Raw genomic sequence first — 23132 nt, 5'->3', positions numbered from 1 at the left:
GAATTGTTTTATTTTTCTGAACAGGTTCTGAACAAAATTCAGGTTTATCTCTGTGCTGAATCATTTTAATTATGATTAATTTGAGGCAGAATGCCTCTCATCTCCCCTGACGGGGACGCAGAAATAACGATAATTTTAAACAGATCATTCTTTGATGTGATACGGCCCGGGGATTCAGCTATGACCGTATCCGTCCTGTTCAGACGGTGACATATGCAAGTATTTATTATGCGACATGGCGATGCTGCTTTGCAGGCCGCCAGTGATTCAGTACGACCCCTTACCGGGAAAGGGATAACCGATTCCCGCAACATGGCAAAATGGCTTGCCGGGCAGGATATCCTGACAGATACCGTTCTGGTCAGTCCGTATCTGCGGGCAGAGCAGACACTGACCGAAATTCGTGATGATCTCAATTTACCGGCGCAGGAAGAGGTAATGCCGGGACTGACTCCTTCAGGAAATGCGGAAAGCGTGGCGGATTATATCCGCTATCTGGCGGAGGAAGGACGCAAAGGGGTGCTGGTGGTATCGCATCTGCCGCTGGTCGGTTATCTGGTGGCGGCATTGTGTCCGCAGGAGACGGCACCGATGTTTGCAACATCCTCTGTTGCCTGTATCGAACTGGATAATAACGGACGCGGCACACTGCTCTGGCACCGCGGTCCCGGACAGACTGACTGATTACTCGCGCCGGGCGGTTTCAGCAATTTCAATCAGCAGCAGTAATGCCGCAGTACCGCCCCATTCCTTGGGTGCCTGGTGAAAGGCAATCACATCCGGGTGTTGTGCCAGCCATAATGGTGTCTGTTGTTTCAGGACATGTTTTCCGTGCCCGTGCATAATACAGACACAATAGGTGTTTTCACGGCGGGCCGCGGCTATCAGTGCACCAATTTCCTGTTTGGCCTGAAGCTGGGTCAGTCCGTGCAGATCCAAAAACAGTTCCGGTACGTAATCTCCGCGCCGCAGTTTTTTCAGCTCATACGGGCTGGCATTTTCCCGCAGATAACGCGCAGGGCCGTCCATATCCAGGTTCGGGCGGTATTCATCAGAGAAATAAAAACTGGCATCAACCTGGTCCCGCAACAGCCGTTCCGGCGCAATTTTTGTCACACCGGCCCGTGATTTCGGGTGCACCACAATATCCTGTCTGATTTTACGCGTCCCGCTGATGGCCTCTTTAAACAGATTCAGGTCATCATCAGTCAGGGGTGTCTTCTTTTTCATAACATCTCATCACTGATTATTTTCCATAGTGTAACCGATTTTTTTAAGGATGTTGACGCTATACTGCCGGTCACAACTGACAAAAACTGCCGGAAAATTGCCGTGCATTTCACAAGATATGCTGATTTAGCAGCGACTTCATGGCAAACTACGCTATCAGATATTTTCTTTTGTTTTACCCCGCCGGAGGCACTTTGGATAAAATTTACGTTGATGAAGCCGTCAGTGAGCTTCACACGCTGCAGGATATACTGCGCTGGGCAATGAGCCGTTTTAATGCCGCGAACATCTACTATGGCCACGGCACAGATAATGCCTGGGATGAAGCCCTCCAGCTGGTACTGCCGACACTGTTTCTGCCTCTGGATTTACCCGCTGAGCTGTATCAGTCACGACTGACTTCCTCAGAGCGTCACCGCATTGTTGAACGTGTGCTGCGCCGGATCACCGAGCGTGTGCCGGTGCCGTATCTGACCAACCGGTCCTGGTTCTGCGGTCACGAATTTTATGTTGATGAGCGCGTGCTGATCCCGCGTTCACCGATTGGTGAGCTGATTAATAATCACTTTGCCGGTTTACTGGATTCCGAACCGGAAGCAATTCTGGATCTGTGTACCGGCAGCGGCTGTATCGCAATTGCCTGCGCTTATGAGTTCCCGGACGCAGAAGTCGATGCGGCAGACATTTCCGCCGATGTGCTGGAAGTCACAGAAATGAACATTGAAAATCACGGGTTATCTCATCGTGTCGTTCCGATGCGTTCAGATTTGTTTAACGATCTGCCGGCAGTGAAGTATGACCTGATTGTCACCAATCCGCCGTATGTCGATGCGGAAGACATGAGTGATTTACCGGATGAATTCCGCGTTGAGCCTGAACTGGCGCTGGCTGCAGGCAGTGATGGTCTGAAACTGGTTCGCCGTATTCTCGCAAATGCCCCGGATTATATGTCAGAAGATGCGGTGCTGATTTGTGAAGTCGGTAACAGTCAGGTACATCTGATGGCCGAATTCCCGGAAGTGCCGTTTATCTGGCTGTCGTTTGAAAACGGGGGTGACGGTGTCTTTATGTTAACTCGTGATCAATTAGCAGAACATCATGACGCTTTTAAACTTTTCAAATAACCGTTCCTCATGTAGGAATAGAAGCATAAAAACAGGTTAAAACCATTCACTTGCACACAATCAGAGACAGGAAAACACGATGGCCGGAAACAGTATCGGCGAACTTTTTCGCGTAACCACCTTTGGTGAATCACATGGCCCGGCGCTGGGTTGTATTGTTGACGGCGTCCCGCCGGGACTGGCGCTGACAGAAGCTGATATGCAGATTGATCTCGATCGCCGCCGTCCGGGCACATCGCGCTATACCACACAGCGTCGTGAGCCGGATCAGGTCAGAATTCTGTCAGGGGTATTTGAAGGAAAAACCACCGGAACCAGTATCGGACTGCTGATTGAAAATACCGATCAGCGCTCACAGGATTACGGTGCCATCAAAGATCTCTTCCGGCCGGGACATGCGGATTACACGTATGAGCAGAAGTACGGCTTTCGTGATTACCGCGGCGGCGGTCGCTCATCAGCCCGTGAAACGGCAATGCGCGTGGCGGCGGGGGCTATCGCTAAAAAGTATCTGCACGAAAAATTCGGTGTGACAGTCCGTGCCTGCCTGACTCAGATGGGGGATATTAAATGTGATATCCGCGACTGGGCTCTGGCAGAGCAAAATCCGTTTTTCTGTCCTGATGAACGTCAGCTGGAGGCGCTGGATGAATTACTGCGCGGCCTGAAAAAAGAAGGGGATTCCATCGGTGCGAAAGTCACGGTTGTGGCGGAAAACGTCCCGGCGGGTCTGGGTGAACCGGTCTTTGATCGTCTTGATGCGGATCTGGCGCATGCGCTGATGAGTATCAATGCGGTAAAAGGTGTTGAAATCGGAGACGGCTTCGGCGTGGTTAACCTCAAAGGCAGCGAAAACCGGGATGAAATCTATCAGACCGGTTTTACCAGCAATCACGCGGGCGGCATTCTCGGCGGCATCAGCAGCGGCCAGCCAATCATCGCACATATTGCCCTGAAACCGACATCGTCGATTACCGTTCCCGGTAATACGCTGAACCGGCAGGGCGAAGAGGTGGCTATGATCACCAAAGGGCGTCATGACCCCTGTGTCGGGATACGTGCTGTGCCGATTGCCGAAGCGATGACAGCGATAGTGCTGCTCGATCACCTTCTGCGTCACCGCGGACAATGTGCGGATGTCACACCGCCGTTACCGGCCTGGTCATGATTTAAACTGGCGTCCCGGGTATTGCGCCCGGGATTTTATTGGCAGGTAAAAAATGGAATGGTTTCAGTTCGGTGTTGAAATCTATGTATTGCTGTTCTTTGTTGCTCTGATTGCCGGATTTATTGATGCAATCGCCGGCGGAGGCGGGTTACTGACAATCCCGGCATTGCTGGCTGTCGGCGTACCGCCGGTGCAGGCTCTGGCGACCAACAAATTGCAGGCGGTCGGCGGCTCTTTTTCTGCCAGTTTCTATTTTGTCCGGCGCAAAGCGGTGGATCTTGCCGGGCAGCGGGTTCCGATAGTGATGACGCTGATTGGCGCAGTTATCGGTTCCGGGCTGGTGCAGTTTGTGAATCCGGAATTTCTCCGTCAGTTGCTGCCGCTGCTGGTTATTGCCATCGGTCTCTATTTCCTGCTGACGCCGTCCATTGGTGCTGCGGATCAGAAACAGCGCCTGATGCCGTTTGCCTTCGGCTGTACCGCCGGTATCGGGATCGGTTTTTATGACGGCGTTTTCGGCCCGGGGGCAGGCTCTTTCTACGCGCTGGCGTATGTGACACTGGCCGGTTTTAACCTGGCGAAAGCCACGGCACACGCCAAAGTCCTCAATTTTGCATCCAACGTCGGGTCACTCTCATTCTTTATTTTCAGCGGTCACGTTATCTGGCTGATGGGCTTTGCCATGCTGGGCGGACAACTTATCGGTGCACGCCTCGGTGCCCGTATGGTGCTGAGCCGCGGACAAAAACTGATCCGCCCGATGCTGGTAACTGTCTCTTTCCTGATGAGCATCAAACTGCTTTATGACAATCACGGTGATACTATCAGTACGTGGCTGTCTCAGCTTTCTTAATTTTTATTAGTGGTTTATATAATCAATGAGTACACATCAATATCAGCAACTGATTGAAATTTTTGATAACGAATTTCTCGCTGATTTCAATACCCGCCTGATTAAAGGCGACGATGAGCCGATTTATCTGCCCGCAGATGATGAAGCGCCTTATAACCGTATCGTGTTTGCTCACGGCTTTTATGCCAGTGCGATCCATGAAATATCGCACTGGTGTATAGCCGGGAAAGAGCGCAGAAAGCTGGTGGATTTTGGTTACTGGTACTGCCCGGACGGGCGGGACGCACAAACGCAGTCAGAATTTGAGGTCGTGGAAATAAAACCGCAGGCACTGGACTGGTTATTTTGTCAGGCTGCCGGTTATCCGTTTAACGTCAGTTGTGACAATCTTGACGGCGATTTCGAGCCTGATCGCGTCAAATTCCGGCGTATTGTTCACGGGCAGGTGATGGAATATCTGGCGCAGAACTCAATACCCCCTCGTGCAGCAAGGTTTATTAATGCCCTGCAATCGTTTTACAATACGCCGCCGCTGACTGCGGACCAATTTCCATGGCCGGAAGATCCGTTTGCCTGACAAACGATTCCGGTGACTGAACTTTAAGGAACAAACATGCTTGCGGATTATGAAACGCGTATCCTCGCCCAGATTGATGACATGGTTGAACATGCCACAGACGATGAACTGTTTGCGGGTGGCTATCTGCAGGGGCATCTGACCCTCGCGGTGGCAGAACTGGAACAGTCGGGTGATCACTCCGTTGAGGCACTTCACAACCGGGTGGAGGAGAGTATCCGTCAGGCAATCAGCGCCGGAGAGCTGACACCGCCGGATCAGGTGCTGGTGCTGGAAACCTGGAAACGCCTGCTGAAAAGCGCGCAGGAGCAGGAATGACAGATAAAGCGCAATACCGCATCCGCCAGGCCCGTCCGGCGGACGCCGCATTGTTACCGGATGTGGAATCGTCTGCCGGCGCGTTATTTGCAACTGCCCCGGGGTATGAGTGGATAGCCCGCAGCGAAGGCCATTCCGAAACGGCATTCCGCAATTTTATCGCCAACGGTAATGCGTGGGTGGCGGCGGACAATCAGGATCAACCGGCCGGGTTTGTGCTTGTTTCCAATCTCGGTACCGGACTGCATATTGATGAGCTTTCTGTCTCTGCGGCGCATCAGCGTCAGGGGCTGGGACGACAGCTGATTGAGCGGGTGAAGAGTGTGGCACTGGCACGCGGTTGTGCGGCAGTAACACTGACCACATTCCGTGATGTGGTATGGAATCGTCCTTATTATGAACATCTTGGTTTTGAAGTATGCGATGTTTCCCGTGCTCCGGCACTGGAAGCGATTATGCTGAAAGAAGCAGAATACGGACTGCAGTTCTGTGATCGTTGTGCCATGATTTACCGGTTTTTCTAAAAAAGTTAAATATCGCACGTAAAAAGAAAAGGTCGCTCCGGTATGCGGCCTTTTTTATTTATGGCGGATTAAGAAACTGATTATTAAGTTATTAACAGATAATAATAAAAGATCTTGAGATTGTGACATTAATGGCGAAAATAGTGCCGCTTTTGTCTGTCTCCGGTATGTATTTCATCATCTTTATATAGATTTTTCTGTTTAACAGAATGATTTTAAATAATGTTTCTGATATCTGAATGGTGATTTTTTCTGAGGCAGTTGTTTCTTTTTGTTGCGTCAACGTCAACAACTACGCAGAGATGTTGAGTAAATAGCAATAACTATTAACTTGCTATTAACATTTGTTGTGTCAGAATGTGTCTGTCCCCATAAAACACAGGTATTGATTATGTTTGAATTACAACCGAAAAACACAGCACAACAGGCTGTGACTATTTACACCAAGATAGCGGTTGCTGCGGTGGTATTGCTGGCACTGTTATTTTCTTTCTGGTTTAAACTTGACGGAATGAGCGTTATTGAAAGAGCAGTCCCTTCCATCGGTATGATTTTATTTACCGGATTAATAATTTTTAATGCCAAACGGGAATTAGATTCGCTGTACCGTTCAGAGGATAAATGTGCGAAAAATGCAGTTGCTCTGAACGCCTGACAGAAACGGTATCGCGTGACGCGGACTGATAAATATAAAGCAGAGACGATCATGGATCATCAGCAGTAATGCTGATGATCCTTTTTTTATGCAAAATTATTTGTACAAATCAGCCCCGGTTTCCTGAGCAATATAACCGATAGCCGCCTGTGCCCTGACACTGTTACCTGCTTTATCCAGCGGCGGGGAATAGACCGCGACGGCGTATTTACCCGGAACCACGGCCAGAATTCCGCCGCCGACACCACTTTTCGCCGGGATGCCGACCTGATATAACCAGGTGCCGGAACCGTCATACAGCCCGGCAATAGCCATCTCTGCCAGAACTTTGCCGGTGTTTTCCGCGCTCAGCAACTGTTTGCCGTTGTACGGGGATTTGCCCTGATTGGCCAGCACCGCACCCATTTTGGCGAGATCAACGGTAGTGGCATCCACTGAACACTGGCGGGTATAGAGATCAACCGCCTCATCTGGATTGCCGTATAACATGCCGTAGGACTGCATCAGCCGCGCTAGTGCCTGGTTGTGCTGATTGGTTTCTGATTCAGAGCGGTACACTTCATCATTCACCGTCAGTTTGGTATCGGCGAACGCTTCCATGTTTTCCATAATCTGCTGCCAGCGGTCATCCGGATTTTTGGCCTTGATCAGACTGACGGCACTGATAGCCCCGGCATTGACCAGCGGGTTCTGCGGGCGATCCGGACGCAGTTCAATCGCCAGACCGGAGTTAAACGGCAGTCCTGTGGCGTTAGCACCCAGTTTTTCGAGAACCACTTCTGACCCCTGCTGATTCATCACCAGCGCGAGGGTAAAGACTTTTGACAGCGACTCAAGAGGAAACAGCGCGTCTTTATCCCCGGCGCTGTAGATTTTTCCGTCTACCGTGGCAATAACAACGGCGTAATTATCGGGGCTGTATTTGGCGAGTGCCGGGATGTAATCCGCCACATCACCGGCTTTTTCGGTTTTGAATTTCTGATACGCCTGCTCAACGATCGTATCGTACTGAATAGCATTGCTTTGAATAACATTGCTGTGAATAGCATTATCGGGAATATTATTGTTCTTTGCGTAAGCAGAGGTGACACAAAACAGCGAAAAGGTTAAGGCAATAACTATTTTATTCTTCATAATCTTCTCCGGTTAGTATTTCCGGATGAAGCGTATAGGTGCACTGACTTTTCTGTAAATTGATCATTGGGCAAGAGAAATTGCCGCTGACAGGTGAACTGCACCGGTTTTCGTGAGAAAGCACACAAAATGACCCGGGTTTGTGGCAGTGATCAATAAAGTCCGGCGATGATATTTTGCGTTATCGCCGGAAAAATTATCAATAATGTGACGGGGACCGGCTCTGTGGCCGGTCAGGTGCGGATTATGACTTTTGCGGCAGCGGGCGGCCTTTCAGCAATTTTCGGACATGGAAACGGGCGGGATGAATGGCGGCCAGTGTTTCATCATCCAGGGGAAGCGCTTCATCAAAAATCTGTGCCGCGAGTACCTCTGCGGCCAGCGGGGCGGTGCATAATCCCCGTGAACCGAGTGCCGCCAGCAGAAACAGCTGTGGCTGATGCGGCACACTGCATACGGAGTCAGGTGCGGATTTTTGTTCATCCAGATGTGCATAACATACTGCTATTTTTTCAAAATCGGGAACATTTCCGGCCAGCGGCAGGTGATCGCGCAGTGAGCAGCGGATCCCCTGACGGGATGCTCCGGCGCTGATATCCACCGTCTGCGGCCAGCTGACATCCGGCAGTGACGTAAGCAGCCGCTGTTTATTCGCCGTTTGTTCCTCTTCGCGATATTCCGTTCCGGTATCATTACGCTGGTGGCTGGCACCGATGCAGTGCAGGCCGTCAGCCGGATTCACCGGGGTCAGATACCCCTCATAACACAGCACTTTTTTCAGCCCGGCAATGGCGGGAACAGACGGGACATGGCTGACCTGACCACGTACCGGTGTGACCGGCAGCGGGGCGGTCTGCGGGAACTGACTGATACAATGGCCGTTGGCCAGTACCACCACATCGGCCTCTGTCGTGCTGTCACCGGCAAAGCGAAGCTGCCAGCCCTGTCCGGCGGGGATTAATTCTTTTACTTCACAGCCGAAATTCAGGTGAAGCCCCTCTTTTTGTGCCAGCGCTGCGGTATTGCGCACCAGTTCCTGCGGGCAGAGCCAGCCGCCCTGCGGATAATGCAGGCCGTCAAAATTGACATCCGTTCCGGCAAGTGCAGAAAGCTGTTCCCGTGACAAGCGCTGCACCATCTCATCCGGCCATGTGACAGATGAAATATTATTGATTTTTTTACTGCTTTTTTCGTGATACATCAGCTGAATCACACCGCACCAGTCATGGTCATATTTCACACCCTGAGCTGACAGCGCATCATATGTACGGCGGGCAAACGGGAAAGCGGCGGTAAAAAAACGTTCAGGCGGATCATCCCGGCCGGTCAGCAGCGGATAAAGTGCGCCCTGGCGGTTACCGGAGGCATTAAGTGCCAGTGCGTTATCCGCACAATATAAGGAAACCTCCGCACCACGGCGGAGCAGGGCGAGGGACGTGAGAACCCCGGCGATCCCGCCGCCGATGACGGCTATCTTCTGCCGCGCGGCGGCCGGGTGGCGATCAAACCACGGCGTTGCAGATGATACTGCTTCACGGGGATTCACCCCGGCAAGACATTCACGTTTATGTGCAAACCCTTTGCGGCGCTCAACGCTGAACCCGGCCTGCTGCAAACCACGGCGCACGAATCCGGCAGCGGTAAAGGTGGCAAAGGTGCCGCCGGGACGGGAAAAACGGATCATCAGATCAAACAGAGACTGCTGCCACATATCCGGGTTTTTGGACGGAGCAAAACCGTCGAGAAACCAGGCGTCAATTTTGTTATCCAGCGCGTGAGTAAGAGAAGGAAGCAGCTCGTTGACATCCCCCAGCCATAAATCGAGCGTAATTTCTCCGCCGGACAGCTGAATACGGTGGCAACCCGGCAATGGCTGCGGCCACTGAGCGCACAGTTGTAAGGAGAAATCAGCGAACTCCGGCCAGTGCCGGTGGGCGGCCTGTAAATCGGCCACCGTCAGAGGAAATTTTTCAAAGCTGATAAAGTGCAGGCGTCTCAGCGGATGCCCGGGATGGGCAGTGCGGAATGCCAGGAAGCTCTGCCACAGCGTGAGAAAATTCAGTCCGGTACCGAACCCGGTTTCGGCCACGGTGCAGACCGGGGTGGTCATCTGTGCAAACCTGCCCGGAAAACCGTTTCCGTTAAGAAACACATAGCGGGTTTCCGCCAGTCCGTCGTCGTTCGAAAAATAGACGTCATCAAAATGTTGCGAAACAGGTGTACCCTGTTCATTCCAGGTTAAATGTGCAGTTTCAATTGCGGTTTTTTTCACGTTACGGCCTGAGGATTCTGTTCGGTTTTTCCTGATTTTACTCCGCTTTGCGTTGTACTGCCATGCCGGATGTGACACAGGACAATATCGGTATGTAAAGATGCGAAAAAACGTCTGATCGGACTTGTTCAGCTTACATGTGTAAGCTAAAGTAACGCTAAAATCCCGTACTACTTAAAATGACAGAGGTATTGAATGAAGCGTGCAGTAATCACTGGTCTGGGGATTATCTCAAGTATCGGTAATAACCGGGAGGAAGTACTGGCTTCTTTGAGAGAAGGTCGTTCCGGGATCACATTCTCAGAAGAATTTAAAGAGATCGGGATGCGCAGCCAGGTTTGGGGTAATGTCAAACTGGATACTGCGGGTCTTATTGATCGTAAAACTGTCCGTTTCATGAGTGATGCATCTATCTATGCGTATCTTTCCATGGAGCAGGCTATTGCAGACTCCGGTTTGACAGAAGAGCAGGTATCTCACTACCGTACCGGTGTGGTTGCCGGTTCCGGCGGCGGCTCCCCGCGCACCCAGGCTATCGCGGCTGACGGCATGCGTGCCAAAGGTCTGCGTGGTGTCGGTCCTTATCTGGTACCGCGTGCAATGGCATCCGGTGTGTCTGCAAACCTGGCAACACCATTTAAAATCAAAGGTGTGAACTACTCTATCAGTTCTGCCTGCTCCACGTCCGCACACTGTATCGGCCACGCGGTGGAACTGATCCAGCTGGGTAAACAGGATGTGGTGTTTGCCGGCGGCGGTGAAGAACTGTGCTGGGAAATGAGCTGCGAATTTGACGCGATGGGCGCACTGTCCACTAAATATAACGAAACACCGGACAAAGCATCCCGTACTTATGATCAGGGCCGTGACGGCTTCGTGATCGCAGGCGGCGGCGGTATGGTCGTGGTGGAAGAGCTGGAGCACGCGCTGGCACGCGGCGCACATATCTACGCGGAAGTGGTCGGCTACGGCGCGACCTCTGACGGCGCGGACATGGTTGCCCCGTCCGGTGAAGGTGCGGCCCGCTGCATGCAGATGGCAATGCACGGCCTGGATACACCGGTTGATTACATCAACACCCACGGTACATCCACACCGGTTGGTGACACCAAAGAGCTGGAAGCGATCCGCGAAGTATTCGGTGATCACACGCCGGCACTGTCAGCAACCAAAGCGATGACCGGTCACTCACTGGGTGCGGCAGGTGTTCACGAGGCTATCTACAGCCTGCTGATGCTGGAGCACGGCTTTATCGCGCCGAGCATCAACGTGGAAGAGCTCGACGAGAAAGCGGAAGGCATGGCGATTATCACCGAACCGACCGAACGTGAACTGACCACAGTGATGTCCAACAGCTTCGGTTTCGGCGGTACTAACGCCACACTGGTAATGCGCAAATATCAGAACTGATTTTATTCTGATTATCAAATAAATGCCCCGGTTTAATCACCGGGGCATTTTCTTTTGCGGTAAAGTCTGTCAGGGTGTAACAGTGTTGTTTATCCTTTTACTGTCACAGGGGTAATAAATGAAAAAACTGACTATCGCAGAGATGACTGAGCCGCAAAAAATCCGTGTCCGTACCCGGCTGGCTCAGGAACAAAAGAAACTGGGGCGTCCGCTGACCAATGCGGAGCAGAATAAAGTCAAAGATCAGATTATCACTGAGATTTCCAAAGAAGTTGATGCCGCTGCCGCAAAAGTCAGAGCGCAGAAAAAAAAGGATAAAATCAAACCCGGCAGCGGAACAGAAACATATAGCTGGTCAGCGAAAACGCATACGCGGGGATTGCGCTGAGCCTTTCTGATAATTTTTATCTGTTTTAATTACAATAACCGCCACCCGGCGGTTTTTATATCCCGCCTTGTTGCCTTATTTTATAAGATACAGACCTGATTAATTTTAGTTTTAATAAACAACATATTCCTGAATTACAGTGAAAAACACGGCCGGGAGCCGATTTGTATTCACTGCGCATCTTTATAAAAGGAATATGTTATGACGAATCGATACGAAGACACCACACCGTTTGAGCGTGATGTGATGACCTCCATGGGGTATCACTGGAAAGGAGAGGGCTGGCAAAAAGCATCAGACAATGGTGAGACTATGATTGTTACCGGATGGACCGGGGATATCCCGGCAGACAGCGGCAGGATAACGCATATCTGGGATCAGAATATTGCGGATATGAACACATCCCCGAATCCTGTATGGGATGATGCCGATGATGGCTGGATGCATCCGGTGGATGAAGAAATCAGAAAGGAACGCCGTGAAGGGTCGGCAAGGAAATTAGAATACTTAACAAAACTTGAAGAAAATATAAATAAAGATATCAGTGAAATAATAAGAAAGATAACTGAGATAAATGAAAAAATAAAGAACGCAAGTGATGTTTTAGAAAATGCCACACTAAAACTCATTATGAAAAAATTCCAGTTACAAAAAGAGAAGATAATTAATTTACTGAATGAAGCAAGAAAAAGAAAATCTGATGCAGAAAGAAAAAGATTAAGTGATGAGGCTTGGTTTTATAACAGTGAGCTTAACAGGCGTATGCAGGATAAAACCCATGGTGAGATAAAAACGGAATGGGAAAAAGGAAAAAGTATAACAAAAGAAATTGTTTTACAGGATAAGAGGATAAAAGCAGCAGAAAATGACGTAATAAAAGAAGAAGATGAATTTAGTCAGGTTAAAACAGCCGTAAAATTTACAGCAGATTTTTATAAAGAAGTATCCAGTGTATACGGCGATAAGGCGGAACAATTAGCTGGCGCTCTGGCTGAGCAGGCAAAAGGGAAAAAAATTCGTAATATTGATGATGCATTGAAAGCTTATGAAAAATATAGAAATAATTTTAATCAGAAAATTAATTCTGAAGATCGCAGGGCTATTGTCGCGGCGTTAGAGTCAATCAATTCAGCAGAAATCGCAAAAAGTTTTACGAAATTCAGCAAGGGTATGGGGGTTCTGAGTCATGCGATCAATGCATTTGATTGGGTCGGTGAATTGATTAAATCTGTAAAAACAGATAATTGGCGGCCATTTTTTGTTAAAACTGAAGTTATCGTAGCCGGGAATGCTGCGACAGTCGTAGTTGCATTTATCTTCAGCGTATTGCTGGGCAATCCCGTCGGCCTTATAGGCTATGGCTTGATAATGGCCGGCACCGGAGTATTGATTGATGATGAACTGGCTGAAAAGGCTAATCTGTTTTGGGGGATTTAATTTATAAAAACAGAGGCTGCCTATTTCTGTGGTAGCCTTTTTATAAGAATAGTAATAATAAAAATTATTATTATAGGCAATGATAGTAAAAATACAGAACAACCATAAATGGCTAATAAACCAGTTTTTCCCGGTGTATCAATGAAAAAACCACTTTTCCAGAATTGTGGTGTCGTGAATTTAAGGAAAAAGTATTCAGTTATCCATTTTGCAACAGGATAAAAAATAAATCCAAATATGGATAAGAGCAAAAAGATTAGTCTGTATTTAAAATTATCATTCCAGCAATAGTAAAAAAAAACAGAAGTATAAAACCATCCCCAGCACATATTTTGAATATAATATTTTTTAGTCACTGTATGGTATTCCGTCGTTTAGTGTGCCATTGGCAGGACTTTAACATAGTCATATATGATAATAAGAATCAATACCGATACTGTTTTATCACTTTGTGACAGAGGTGAAAAACTACAAAGATGCCCGAAAATAGCGTAATACAAATAAGGCATTGATAAAGTTATTAAAACAGGGATAACAACAAAAGAAAGTTATATGATTCATCAATGAGTTAATGCTTTTCATTTTTGTTGATTATCCCTGAATACCGGGCCCTGATTTTGTTTTTATCTATTCCCCGGCCTCACACTTCTGCGGCTGCGGTTTCCTGCTTTTGCGGCGGATAATTTGTGTCAGCGGTGTGCGCAGACGCTGCGCCATAATGACCCCGATCAGTACCACGCCGCCGCCGATAATATGGTAGCTGTGCAGCTCTTCTTTCAGGAAGACAGCGGCGATAATGGCGGTCAGTACCGGCGCCAGGTTCATAAAGACAGACGCGGCGTTGGCACCCAGGCGGGTTACGCCCAGTATCCACAGCAGCGGTGCAAAGATAGAAGCCGCAATCCCCGCATACAGCACCAGCCCGATATTATCGCTGTTCAGTGCCACATCACCGGCGCTGAGGAAAACCGGGATCAGCAGCAGCACGCCAAAGACAATCTGCATATACAGGGAGTGAATACTTGAAAGCGGGATCGCCCAGCGTTTGGTCAGTACGCCGTAGAAAGCATAAGCCAGACCGGCGATAAACATCAGCATTTCACCCTGTCCCAGTCCCTGATGCAGTAAATCTGCCGGATGTCCTTTACTGATAAGCCAGGTCAGGCCGCTCAGGGAGAGGATTGTCCCCAGCACAATACCGATGGTCGGCGCGATCCGCAGTACCGGAATACTTAACACCACGGTCAGCAGCGGGATCAGCGAGGTGATAATTCCCATAAAGGTTGCACTGACGGTATACGCCGCGTAATACGCCAGGCTCTGATACAGCCCCATGCCGAGAAAACCGAGGACAAACAGCTTCCACGCATGTTGTTTGATCACCGCGCGCTGCTGCCAGACCGGTATGATCAGGAACGGCGTCATCACGGCGAGTGCCAGTGCCCAGCGGTAAAAGGAAATCGCGCCGGGGGCGATGGCACCGGCGGCCAGTTTATTCACCACGGCGTTCACAGACCAGATTAATACAGCCCCGAGGGGTAAAAGCAGGTTTTTCATTCTTAAACTCATTTTCATTATCAGGCAGGTGATGTAGTGTAGTCTGTCTTAATTATTCTATATAACGATATCCCGCCAATTTATAGAGAGGATCTGACAAGATGGCCCGTAAGTCAGATATTTCATCACTGGGCGTGAAAGATCCGGTGACATTAATCTGCCGTCACGAACAGTTTTATTCGGAAACGGAGTTTGCCCTTCATCATCATCCCTTTGGCCAGCTGTTGTATGTCGCCAGCGGTGTGATGGAAATGACCGTTGAGGGGCAGCGCTATCTGGCCCCGGCCGGGTTTTGTATCTGGATCCCGCCGGGAACGGAACATGCCAGTTATAACAAAGCCTGCGCCTCTTTCAAAATTATTGATATTTCACCGCAGTGGGCACCGCAGTTACCGCAGATGGCATGTGTGATAGAACTGACACCGATCTTCAGCGCCGTGATGCAGGATTTGTTCAGCCGTGAAGTCCGTGAGCCGGAAACAGAGGCAGACAGGCGGCTGTCATTGGTGCTGACTGATCAGCTTATGTTGTCGCGCTGCCAGCCGACTTATCTGCCGGTCACGGATGATAAACTGCTGGCGCCGGTGCTCAGTGCACTTGAGAGCGACCCGTCTGATAATACCTCGCTGGCGGAGTGGGCGGTGCGGCGTTTTACCTCGGAGCGGACACTGTCACGGCGCTGTCAGCAGAAACTGGGAATGTCATTCAGCGAATGGCGTCAGCGCCTGCGTTTTCTGCGGGCGGTGGCGTTATTACAGGAAGGCCGCAGCGTGCAGAATGTCGCGCTGGATGTGGGTTACAGCTCATCCTCTGCCTTTATTGCGATGTTCTCTCAACTGGCGGGGGTGACACCGGAACGTTTCCGTCATCAGCCTTAATTGCTTTCTTTAGCAACAATCGGTGTTCCGGGCGTAGGTTTTATCCCGCAGAAGTGGCAAAATAGCGGCCATCCGTTTCAATTCCGGTTGTGCCGCCGTACCGACAGGTCTCCGCCGGCCGCCGGCAGATATGAAGGTGAAGCCCGTGAAAATCGTTGTAGATGAGAATATGCCTTACGCCGAAACCCTGTTTTCCCGTCTCGGGGATGTGGTGGCGGTGCCGGGACGTCCGTTACCGGACGGGGTGCTGGATGATGCTGACGCGCTGATGGTGCGTTCTGTCACGAAAGTGAATGCGCAACTGCTGGAAAATACCCCGGTGAAATTCACCGGTACCGCAACCGCCGGTTTTGACCATGTGGATAAAGCCTGGCTGGCAGAGCAGGGGATCGGTTTTTCTTCCGCGCCGGGCTGTAACGCGATTGCGGTGGTGGAATATGTGTTTTCCGCCCTGATGCTGCTGGCGGAGCGCGACAGCTTTCAGCTGACGGATAAAACTGTCGGGATTATCGGTGCCGGGAATGTCGGCGGCCGTCTGGCAAAACGTCTGGAAGCGCTGGGTGTCAATATTCTTATCTGTGACCCGCCGCGTGCGGATAACGGTGATGCCGGTGAATTTTATGATATCGATACGCTGGTGGCACAGGCTGATATCCTGACATTCCATACCCCGCTGAATAAATCCGGGCCGTACACCACGCTGCATCTGATGGATGAAATCCGTCTTAATGCGATGAAAGACAACGGTATTCTGATTAACGCCAGCCGTGGTGCGGTGGTGGATAATCAGGCGCTGTTGTCGGTCCTGGCAGGCGGCAAGCCGCTGAGTGTGGTGCTGGATGTGTGGGAGCCGGAGCCTGATCTGTCGCAGGAACTGCTCTCGCTGGCAGATATCGGTACGCCGCATATTGCCGGTTATACTCTTGAAGGCAAGGCGCGCGGTACCACGCAGGTATTTGAGGCGTTCGCGGATTTCACCGGGCAGCCGCAGCAGGTTGCACTGGCGGAACTGTTACCGGCACCGGAATTCGGCTGTATTACGCTGTCAGGTAAAGTAACGCAAAGTATTCTCAAACGTTTAATGCATCTGGTTTATGATGTCCGTCGTGATGATGCGGCGTTACGTGCAGTCGCCGGGGTGCCGGGTGAGTTTGATAAACTGCGTAAGTTTTATCCTGATCGCCGTGAGTGGTCATCACTGACTGTTATTTGTGATGATGCGCAGAGTGCGGCACTGTTGTCTGATCTGGGTTTCACGGCAGAGTACCGCGCATAACATTATTTATTCATTATTTTTCATCATTTTTTCTGACTGTGCCGCACTGATGCGGTGCAGTTTTTGTTCCGGAGATAACTATGTCAGAAGGCTGGAATATTGCCGTATTGGGTGCGACCGGTGCAGTCGGCCGCGCGGTGGTGTCATTACTGGAAGAGCGTGAATTTCCGGTGGGAGAGTTACATTTACTGGCCGGAGAGCGCAGCGCGGGAGAATCGGTGCGCATGAACGGCAAAAGCTATCTGGTCACTGACGCCCGTGATTTTGACTGGTCGCAGGTTCAGCTGGCCTTTTTCATGGCCGGCGCAGAAGCCACGGAGGCTTATTATGAAGCCGCCACGGACAGCGGATGCATTGTGATTGACAGCAGCGGTCTGTTTGCGCTGGAGCCGGATGTGCCGCTGGTGGTGCCGTCGGTGAACCCGCAGGCACTGAGCGAATACCGCAACCGTAACCTGATTGCGCTGGCAGACAGCACCGTCAGCCAGTTACTGACCGCTATCCGTCCGCTGGTGGAAAGCGCAGGGTTATCCCGCATCAATCTGACCAACCTGTTTTCCGTATCCCGTTTCGGGAAAAGTGCGGTGGAAGAACTGGCCGGTGAGTGTGCCAAACTCCTCAACGGCATCCCGCCGGAAGCCGGTCGTTTCAGTAAACAGCTGGCGTTTAACCTGCTGCCGCTGCTGACCGATGAGCAGGGCAGTGTGTCAGAAGAGCGCCGTATCGCGGAAGAAACCCGCAAAGTGTTACAGGATGCCGGTCTGCCGATCAGCGTGAGCTGTGTGCAGTCCCCGGTGTTCTACGGTAACGCGCAGATTGTGCAGCTGGAAACACTGCGCCCGCTCGGCAGTGAGGAAGCACGCGATGAACTGGAGCGTGCAGAGGATATTCAGCTTTCTGAAGAGCAGGAATTCCCGACTCAGGTCACGGATGCGTCCGGTAACCATCTGCTGAATATTGGTTGTCTGCGAAATGATTACGGCATCCCGGAAATCCTGCATTTCTGGTCGGTGGCCGATAACGTGCAGTTCGGCGGCGCACTGATGGCGGTCGAAATTGCCGAGCGTCTGACGCAGGAGCAGTTTTACTGATGTCAGAGGTGATTTTACCGGCGGATGAGGGTAAAACCACGGTCGCGCTGGGCATTGAATATGACGGCAGCCGCTATTACGGCTGGCAGCGTCAGTCAGAAGTTGCGAGTGTGCAGGGCTGTCTGGAAAAAGCGCTGTCAAAAGTGGCCGCAGAGCCGGTATCGGTTTTCTGTGCGGGCCGGACAGATGCCGGAGTTCATGCTACCGGCCAGGTGGTGCATTTCCACACCGCAGCTGTCCGCAAAGATGCGGCCTGGACGATGGGGGTGAATACTCATCTGCCGTCTGATATCGCGGTGCGCTGGGTCAAAACGGTGCCGGAAAGTTTTCATGCCCGGTTCAGTGCCACGGCGCGGCGTTACCGGTATGTGATTTTTAATCACCGTTTTCGTCCGGCTATTTTAAGTAAAGGCGTAACCCACTTTCACTATCCGCTGGATGAAAAGCGGATGCATGAAGCGGCACAGAGCCTGCTCGGGGAGAATGACTTTTCTTCTTTCCGCGCGTCGCAGTGCCAGTCCAGAAGTCCGTGGCGTAATGTGATGCATGTGAATGTCACCCGTCAGGGACAGTATGTGATTGTGGATATCAAAGCGAACGCGTTTGTGCATCATATGGTGCGCAATATTACCGGTGCTCTGCTGGAGGTCGGCTGCGGTAATCTGCCGGTCAGCCGGATGGCGGAACTGCTGGCACTGAAAGATCGCACTCAGGCGCCGGCAACAGCACCGGCAGAAGGGTTGTATCTGGTTTCGGTGGATTATCCGGAAGAATTTGCCCTGCCGTCACCGGCGATGGGGCCGCTTTTCCTGGCAGATTAATTTATTGGCCGGATAAGCAGAAGGCTGCGTCCGGCGGGGTGAAATATGGAATATATTCAATATCTTATCGATTTTATTCTGCACATTGATGTGCATATGAAGGACATGGTGGCAGATTACGGAATCTGGGTTTATGCGATTTTATTCCTGATCCTGTTTTGTGAGACCGGGCTTGTGGTCACGCCGTTCCTGCCGGGTGATTCTCTGCTGTTTGTGGCAGGGACACTGGCAGCACTGCCGTCTAACGACCTGAATATTCATATCATGGTGCTGCTGATGATTACGGCGGCGATTATTGGTGACGCAGTTAACTATACGATCGGACACTTTTTCGGGGAGCGGCTTTTCCGCAACCCGGACTCGAAAATCTTCCGTCAGAGTCACCTGCGAAAGACCCATGCGTTCTTTGAAACCCATGGCGGTAAAGCAATTATTCTGGCGCGATTTGTTCCGATCGTGCGGACATTTGCCCCGTTTGTTGCCGGTATGAGTAAGATGTCTTACCGCCACTTTGCGATGTTTAACGTTATCGGTGCGATTGTATGGGTGGTATTATTTGCCTATGCAGGGTATATCTTCGGGGAAACGAAGATTGTGCAGGAAAACTTGAAATTACTTATCGTGGCGATTATTTTCATCTCCATATTGCCCGGTATTATCGAGGTATGGCGTCACCGCCGTGCGGCGAAAAAAGCACAGAAACGTGATGACGCCTGAGTGGTTTGAGCAGTTTTTTATCCACAGTGCATAAGCAATGTGGTTTAATGGCAGATAATAATTACACTGGCTGAGCCAGATTTCAGACGGAAAGGTCATTAATGAGCTGGATTGAAAAAATTCTGAATAAGACCCCAATGAACCAGACACGCAAGGCGAGCATTCCTGAAGGTGTCTGGACGAAGTGTGACAGTTGTGGTCAGGTACTGTACCGCCAGGAGGTGGAACGTAATCTTGAGGTGTGTCCTAAGTGTGACCATCACATGCGGATCCCTGCACGTGCGCGCCTGATGGCGTTTCTGGATGAAGGCAGCACCACGGAACTGGGTACTGATCTGGAACCGAAAGACGTCCTGAAATTCCGTGATTCCAAAAAATACAAAGACCGTCTGGTCTCCGCACAGAAAACAACCGGGGAAAAAGAAGCCCTGATTGCGATGAAAGGCACTCTGAAAACCATGCCGGTTGTTGCGGCAGCGTTTGAATTTGCCTTTATCGGCGGTTCAATGTCCTCGGTTGTCGGTGCTCGGTTTGTCCGCGCGGCGGAACAGGCGCTGGAAGATAACTGCCCGCTGGTCTGCTTTTCCGCAAGCGGCGGCGCACGTATGCAGGAAGCGCTGATGTCGCTGATGCAGATGGCCAAAACCAGTGCGGCACTGGCCAAAATGCAGGAGCGCGGTCTGCCGTATATCTCTGTGCTGACTGACCCGACCATGGGCGGCGTTTCCGCAAGTCTGGCAATGCTGGGTGATATTAATATCGCCGAGCCGAAAGCCCTGATCGGTTTTGCCGGTCCGCGCGTTATCGAACAGACTGTCCGTGAAAAATTACCGCCGGGATTCCAGCGCAGTGAGTTCCTGATAGAAAAAGGGGCGATTGATATGATTGTCCGCCGTCCGGAAATGCGTGATACCGTCGCGGAAATTCTGTCAAAACTGACTAACTATCAGTTCCCGCAGGAAGATGAAATCATTGAAATCCTGACTGCGGATGAACCTGATGCCGACTTATCTTCCGAAACAGAGACTGATGTCAAAAAACACGATGTCTGATAAGCGAGAAAGACCAACAGCCGCGTCATCAATGATGACGTGGCTTTCTTATCTGGGTGATCTGCATACGCAGGTTATTGATATGGGACTGGAACGTGTCGGTGCGGTGGCAGATATCATGAATCTGCGCTATCCCGCCCCGAAAGTCATTACGGTTTCAGGGACTAACGGCAAAGGCACCACCTGCCACACACTCGAATCCATCCTGCTGGCAGCAGGGTTACGGGTGGGTGTGTACAGTTCCCCGCATCTGGTGAATTACACCGAACGGGTGCGGATTCAGGGACAAAACCCGCCGGAAGCTGATTTCTGCCGTGTCTTTGCGGATATTGACACGCAGCGCGGTGACATCACGCTCACCTATTTTGAAGCGGGTACACTGGCGGCATTGCAGTTGTTCCGCGAAGCCAATCTTGATGTGGTGATTCTGGAAGTCGGCCTCGGCGGGCGTCTGGATGCCACCAATATTGTCGATTCTCATATTACGGCGATCACCAGTATCGCACTGGATCACACCGACTGGCTCGGCGCTGACCGCGAGCATATCGCCCGCGAAAAAGCCGGGATTTTCCGTCCACACTGCGTGGCGGTGATCGGTGAACCGGATGCGCCTTATACCATTGCTGACGTGGCAAACAAGCTGGAAACCTCACTGTTCTGCCGTGCTGATGACTGGTCTTATACGGAGCAGGGTGACCACTGGACGTGGCAGTGTGAGGATGAAACCCTCGAAAATCTGCCGCTGCCGAATGTGCCGCTGGCGAACGCCGCGACAGCACTTGCGGTGATCCACAATCTGCGTCAGGTGAAAGACAAAACCGGCCGCGCCATCACCCGTGAGGCGATTGATACCGGGCTGCGTCAGGCACAACTGCCGGGCCGCTTCCAGATTGTCTCACAAAAACCGCTGACGGTGCTGGATGTGGCGCATAACCCGCATGCCGCCGGTTATCTGGTGTCAAAACTGGCACAGTTGCCGCGCACTGCGCAGAGCCGCGTCCGTGCGGTGATCGGTATGCTGGGCGATAAAGATATCAAAGGCACCCTGGCGGTGCTGAGTGAACAGGTGACGGACTGGTATGTCGCGCCGCTGACAGAACTGCGCGGTGCGCCGGCAGAACAGCTGGCAGAGCACCTGACCGACCCGCAGCAGTTTGCGGATGTGGAAAGCGCATGGGAACAGGCGCGCCGTGATGCTTCCCCGGACGATATTGTGGTGGTGTGCGGATCATTCCACACCGTGGCGCATGTCATGGACGTTTTAGCGAAGGAAGGTGCGGGTGGCCAGTAAATTTCAGAATCGCTTAGTCGGAACTATTATCCTGGTGGCGGTGGGTGTGATTGTCCTGCCGGTGCTGCTGGACGGCGATAAGAAATATAACGAAGACCAGTTCGCAGCCATCCCGCTTATCCCGAAAGAGGGTGAGCAGGATGAGATTGATGCGGTAAATCCGATCAATCAGACTATGCCGACCATGCCCTCAGAAGGGGCATCCAGTGCCATGATTACCGAAGCGGCACAAACCGGGACACAAGTCCCGGCAGAAGAATTGCCGGGCGGCAGTACAACCTCCAACGTACCGCCGGGAGCCGATCCGCTGCCGCCGGTAGTGATCCCGGATAAACAGCCGCCGAAACCGGAACCTAAGCCAGAACCAAAACCTGAGCCGAAACCGGAACCAAAACCCGGGCCGAAGCCGGAACCAAAACCGGAAAAAGCCCCTCAGGGACAGGCTTATGTTGTGCAGCTGGGGGCATTATCTAATGCCCGCAAGGTTGAGGAGATTGTGGCCACGCTGCGGTTGTCCGGTTATCAGGTTTACACGGTGCCGCGCGGCAAACTGACGCTGATTATGGTCGGGCCGTCAGCCTCACAGGCAGAGCTGAAGTCCTCGCTGGGGGAACTGAGGCAGCTGACCGGGCTGGATGGCAGGGTACAGGCTTATAAACCGTAGCGAATTTAAGGTATTAGCAGTATCCGTTAATAAAAATAGTTAACTCTTTGCGGCGATTATAATTTTTTATTTCGCCGCAATTTATTTTCGGACAGAGCAAAAATCCGTTACGCAAACGTTTTCGTTTTCTGTTAGAATGCGCCCGTCACTGATGCCGGGGCATCAATTTGGATAGTGATATGGTTTGGATTGATTACGCAATTATTGCAATTATTGCTTTCTCGGCATTAGTCAGCCTGGTTCGTGGTTTCGTTCGTGAAGCCTTATCGTTAGTGACCTGGGTCTGTGCGTTTTATGTGGCCAGTGAGTTTTTCCCGCTGCTGGCGGACTATTTTACGCGCTTTGATGACCCGCTGGTCCGCAACGGAATCGCTATCGCGATTTTATTTGTTGCGACACTGATTGTCGGCTCGGTGATTAACCATGTTATCGGTTCACTGGTTCAGCGGACAGGCTTATCAGGCACAGATCGTGTTCTCGGGGTTTGTTTTGGTGCTCTGCGCGGGGTGCTGATCGTGGCGGCGATTTTGTTCTTCCTCGACAGCTTCACGCAGATGAGTCAGAGCAGCGACTGGCAGCAGTCACAACTCATTCCCCAATTCAGTCATGTTATCAGGTGGTTCTTTGACTACCTCCAGAATGCGTCAAGTTTCCTGCCGGAGAATTTTCCTTCTCCGCCCGGCTGATGAGGAAAA

General features: G+C 51.3%; 25 protein-coding genes. 20 read left to right on the top strand and 5 right to left on the bottom strand.

Features of this window, described 5'->3' with window-relative positions; genetic code table 11:
* Positions 1–213: 213 nt before the first annotated feature.
* Positions 214–684, top strand: a complete 471-nt coding sequence (gene sixA, locus JC793_RS11985) for a phosphohistidine phosphatase SixA (RefSeq protein ID WP_112550617.1) — start codon at positions 214–216, stop codon at positions 682–684.
* On the opposite strand, the gene smrB is transcribed toward sixA, so the two are convergent.
* The gene (smrB, locus tag JC793_RS11980) at positions 685–1230 is read right to left on the bottom strand and encodes an endonuclease SmrB (protein ID WP_218426277.1); all 546 of its coding nucleotides are present in this window, start codon (positions 1228–1230) and stop codon (positions 685–687) included.
* Positions 1231–1424: 194 nt separating this feature from the next.
* Between smrB and prmB the strand changes: the two genes are divergently transcribed.
* The 7 genes from prmB to JC793_RS11945 all read left to right on the top strand — a co-directional run bounded on the left by prmB (position 1425) and on the right by JC793_RS11945 (position 6449).
* Positions 1425–2354 (top strand): 50S ribosomal protein L3 N(5)-glutamine methyltransferase, encoded by a 930-nt coding sequence (gene prmB / locus JC793_RS11975; protein ID WP_046893992.1) that lies wholly within the window; start codon positions 1425–1427, stop codon positions 2352–2354.
* Between the two features lie 79 nt (positions 2355–2433).
* Entirely contained in the window at positions 2434–3522 is a 1089-nt protein-coding gene (gene aroC, locus JC793_RS11970) for a chorismate synthase (protein WP_052927016.1), read from the top strand.
* 52 nt (positions 3523–3574) lie between these two features.
* Positions 3575–4375: a sulfite exporter TauE/SafE family protein gene (locus JC793_RS11965; protein WP_046893994.1), complete on the top strand. Its 801-nt coding sequence runs from the start codon at positions 3575–3577 to the stop codon at positions 4373–4375.
* Positions 4376–4400: 25 nt separating this feature from the next.
* Positions 4401–4952 (top strand): elongation factor P hydroxylase, encoded by a 552-nt coding sequence (locus JC793_RS11960; RefSeq protein ID WP_046893995.1) that lies wholly within the window; start codon positions 4401–4403, stop codon positions 4950–4952.
* A gap of 36 nt (positions 4953–4988) precedes the next feature.
* Positions 4989–5270 carry a YfcL family protein gene (locus JC793_RS11955; RefSeq protein WP_046893996.1) on the top strand — a complete coding sequence of 94 codons (282 nt, stop codon included), beginning with the start codon at positions 4989–4991 and terminating at the stop codon, positions 5268–5270.
* Positions 5267–5794 carry a GNAT family N-acetyltransferase gene (locus tag JC793_RS11950; RefSeq protein ID WP_218426276.1) on the top strand — a complete coding sequence of 176 codons (528 nt, stop codon included), beginning with the start codon at positions 5267–5269 and terminating at the stop codon, positions 5792–5794. Before JC793_RS11955 ends, JC793_RS11950 begins: the two co-directional genes overlap by 4 nt.
* Positions 5795–6185: 391 nt before the next feature.
* A complete protein-coding gene (locus tag JC793_RS11945) occupies positions 6186–6449 on the top strand; it encodes a hypothetical protein (protein WP_046893998.1) in 264 nt (87 codons plus the stop codon).
* 96 nt (positions 6450–6545) lie between these two features.
* On the opposite strand, the gene glsA is transcribed toward JC793_RS11945, so the two are convergent.
* Positions 6546–7583, bottom strand: coding sequence for a glutaminase A (gene glsA / locus JC793_RS11940; protein ID WP_218426275.1), 1038 nt, complete (start codon positions 7581–7583; stop codon positions 6546–6548).
* A gap of 244 nt (positions 7584–7827) precedes the next feature.
* On the bottom strand, positions 7828–9855 hold the full coding sequence (gene mnmC, locus JC793_RS11935) for a bifunctional tRNA (5-methylaminomethyl-2-thiouridine)(34)-methyltransferase MnmC2/FAD-dependent 5-carboxymethylaminomethyl-2-thiouridine(34) oxidoreductase MnmC1 (RefSeq protein ID WP_218426274.1): 2028 nt from the start codon (positions 9853–9855) through the stop codon (positions 7828–7830).
* 195 nt (positions 9856–10050) lie between these two features.
* Here mnmC and fabB point away from each other — a divergent pair, with 195 nt between their 5' ends.
* From fabB to JC793_RS11920, 3 genes are all read left to right on the top strand, one after another.
* Entirely contained in the window at positions 10051–11265 is a 1215-nt protein-coding gene (gene fabB / locus JC793_RS11930) for a beta-ketoacyl-ACP synthase I (RefSeq protein WP_107678898.1), read from the top strand.
* A 118-nt stretch (positions 11266–11383) separates the two neighbouring features.
* The gene (locus tag JC793_RS11925) at positions 11384–11653 is read left to right on the top strand and encodes a YjbD family protein (RefSeq protein ID WP_045138115.1); all 270 of its coding nucleotides are present in this window, start codon (positions 11384–11386) and stop codon (positions 11651–11653) included.
* 201 nt (positions 11654–11854) lie between these two features.
* Positions 11855–13090: a colicin-like pore-forming protein gene (locus JC793_RS11920; RefSeq protein WP_218426273.1), complete on the top strand. Its 1236-nt coding sequence runs from the start codon at positions 11855–11857 to the stop codon at positions 13088–13090.
* A gap of 20 nt (positions 13091–13110) precedes the next feature.
* Here the strand turns inward: JC793_RS11920 and JC793_RS19900 are convergent, their stop codons facing one another.
* Both JC793_RS19900 and JC793_RS11915 read right to left on the bottom strand, forming a co-directional pair.
* Positions 13111–13419, bottom strand: coding sequence for a colicin E1 family microcin immunity protein (locus JC793_RS19900; protein WP_489886181.1), 309 nt, complete (start codon positions 13417–13419; stop codon positions 13111–13113).
* A 298-nt stretch (positions 13420–13717) separates the two neighbouring features.
* A complete protein-coding gene (locus tag JC793_RS11915) occupies positions 13718–14647 on the bottom strand; it encodes a DMT family transporter (RefSeq protein ID WP_218426272.1) in 930 nt (309 codons plus the stop codon).
* 101 nt (positions 14648–14748) lie between these two features.
* On the opposite strand from JC793_RS11915, the gene JC793_RS11910 reads away from it, so the two are divergent.
* The 9 genes from JC793_RS11910 (at position 14749) to cvpA (ending at position 23123) form a co-directional block, all read left to right on the top strand.
* Positions 14749–15525 (top strand): AraC family transcriptional regulator, encoded by a 777-nt coding sequence (locus JC793_RS11910; protein ID WP_054426298.1) that lies wholly within the window; start codon positions 14749–14751, stop codon positions 15523–15525.
* A gap of 145 nt (positions 15526–15670) precedes the next feature.
* On the top strand, positions 15671–16801 hold the full coding sequence (gene pdxB, locus JC793_RS11905) for a 4-phosphoerythronate dehydrogenase PdxB (RefSeq protein ID WP_218426271.1): 1131 nt from the start codon (positions 15671–15673) through the stop codon (positions 16799–16801).
* A gap of 80 nt (positions 16802–16881) precedes the next feature.
* Entirely contained in the window at positions 16882–17892 is a 1011-nt protein-coding gene (locus tag JC793_RS11900) for an aspartate-semialdehyde dehydrogenase (protein ID WP_182106706.1), read from the top strand.
* Positions 17892–18713 carry a tRNA pseudouridine(38-40) synthase TruA gene (gene truA, locus JC793_RS11895; RefSeq protein WP_052927026.1) on the top strand — a complete coding sequence of 274 codons (822 nt, stop codon included), beginning with the start codon at positions 17892–17894 and terminating at the stop codon, positions 18711–18713. The genes JC793_RS11900 and truA overlap by 1 nt, the downstream gene beginning before the upstream one ends.
* Before the next feature lie 45 nt (positions 18714–18758).
* Positions 18759–19430: a DedA family protein gene (locus tag JC793_RS11890; protein WP_166708114.1), complete on the top strand. Its 672-nt coding sequence runs from the start codon at positions 18759–18761 to the stop codon at positions 19428–19430.
* Positions 19431–19531: 101 nt separating this feature from the next.
* Positions 19532–20482, top strand: a complete 951-nt coding sequence (accD, locus tag JC793_RS11885; RefSeq protein WP_218426270.1) for an acetyl-CoA carboxylase, carboxyltransferase subunit beta — start codon at positions 19532–19534, stop codon at positions 20480–20482.
* The gene (gene folC / locus JC793_RS11880) at positions 20475–21773 is read left to right on the top strand and encodes a bifunctional tetrahydrofolate synthase/dihydrofolate synthase (protein ID WP_218426269.1); all 1299 of its coding nucleotides are present in this window, start codon (positions 20475–20477) and stop codon (positions 21771–21773) included. Before accD ends, folC begins: the two co-directional genes overlap by 8 nt.
* Positions 21763–22437, top strand: a complete 675-nt coding sequence (gene dedD, locus JC793_RS11875) for a cell division protein DedD (protein WP_166708112.1) — start codon at positions 21763–21765, stop codon at positions 22435–22437. The genes folC and dedD overlap by 11 nt, the downstream gene beginning before the upstream one ends.
* 179 nt (positions 22438–22616) lie before the next feature.
* Positions 22617–23123 (top strand): colicin V production protein, encoded by a 507-nt coding sequence (gene cvpA / locus JC793_RS11870; RefSeq protein WP_004235126.1) that lies wholly within the window; start codon positions 22617–22619, stop codon positions 23121–23123.
* The last annotated feature ends 9 nt before the right edge of the window (positions 23124–23132 follow it).

Origin of the sequence: Morganella morganii (assembly GCF_019242955.1) — a bacterium.
In the GTDB taxonomy this organism is placed as follows: domain Bacteria; phylum Pseudomonadota; class Gammaproteobacteria; order Enterobacterales; family Enterobacteriaceae; genus Morganella; species Morganella sibonii.
Note: the sequence above shows the minus strand (reverse complement) of the source record. Positions and strands in the feature narration are given on the sequence as shown.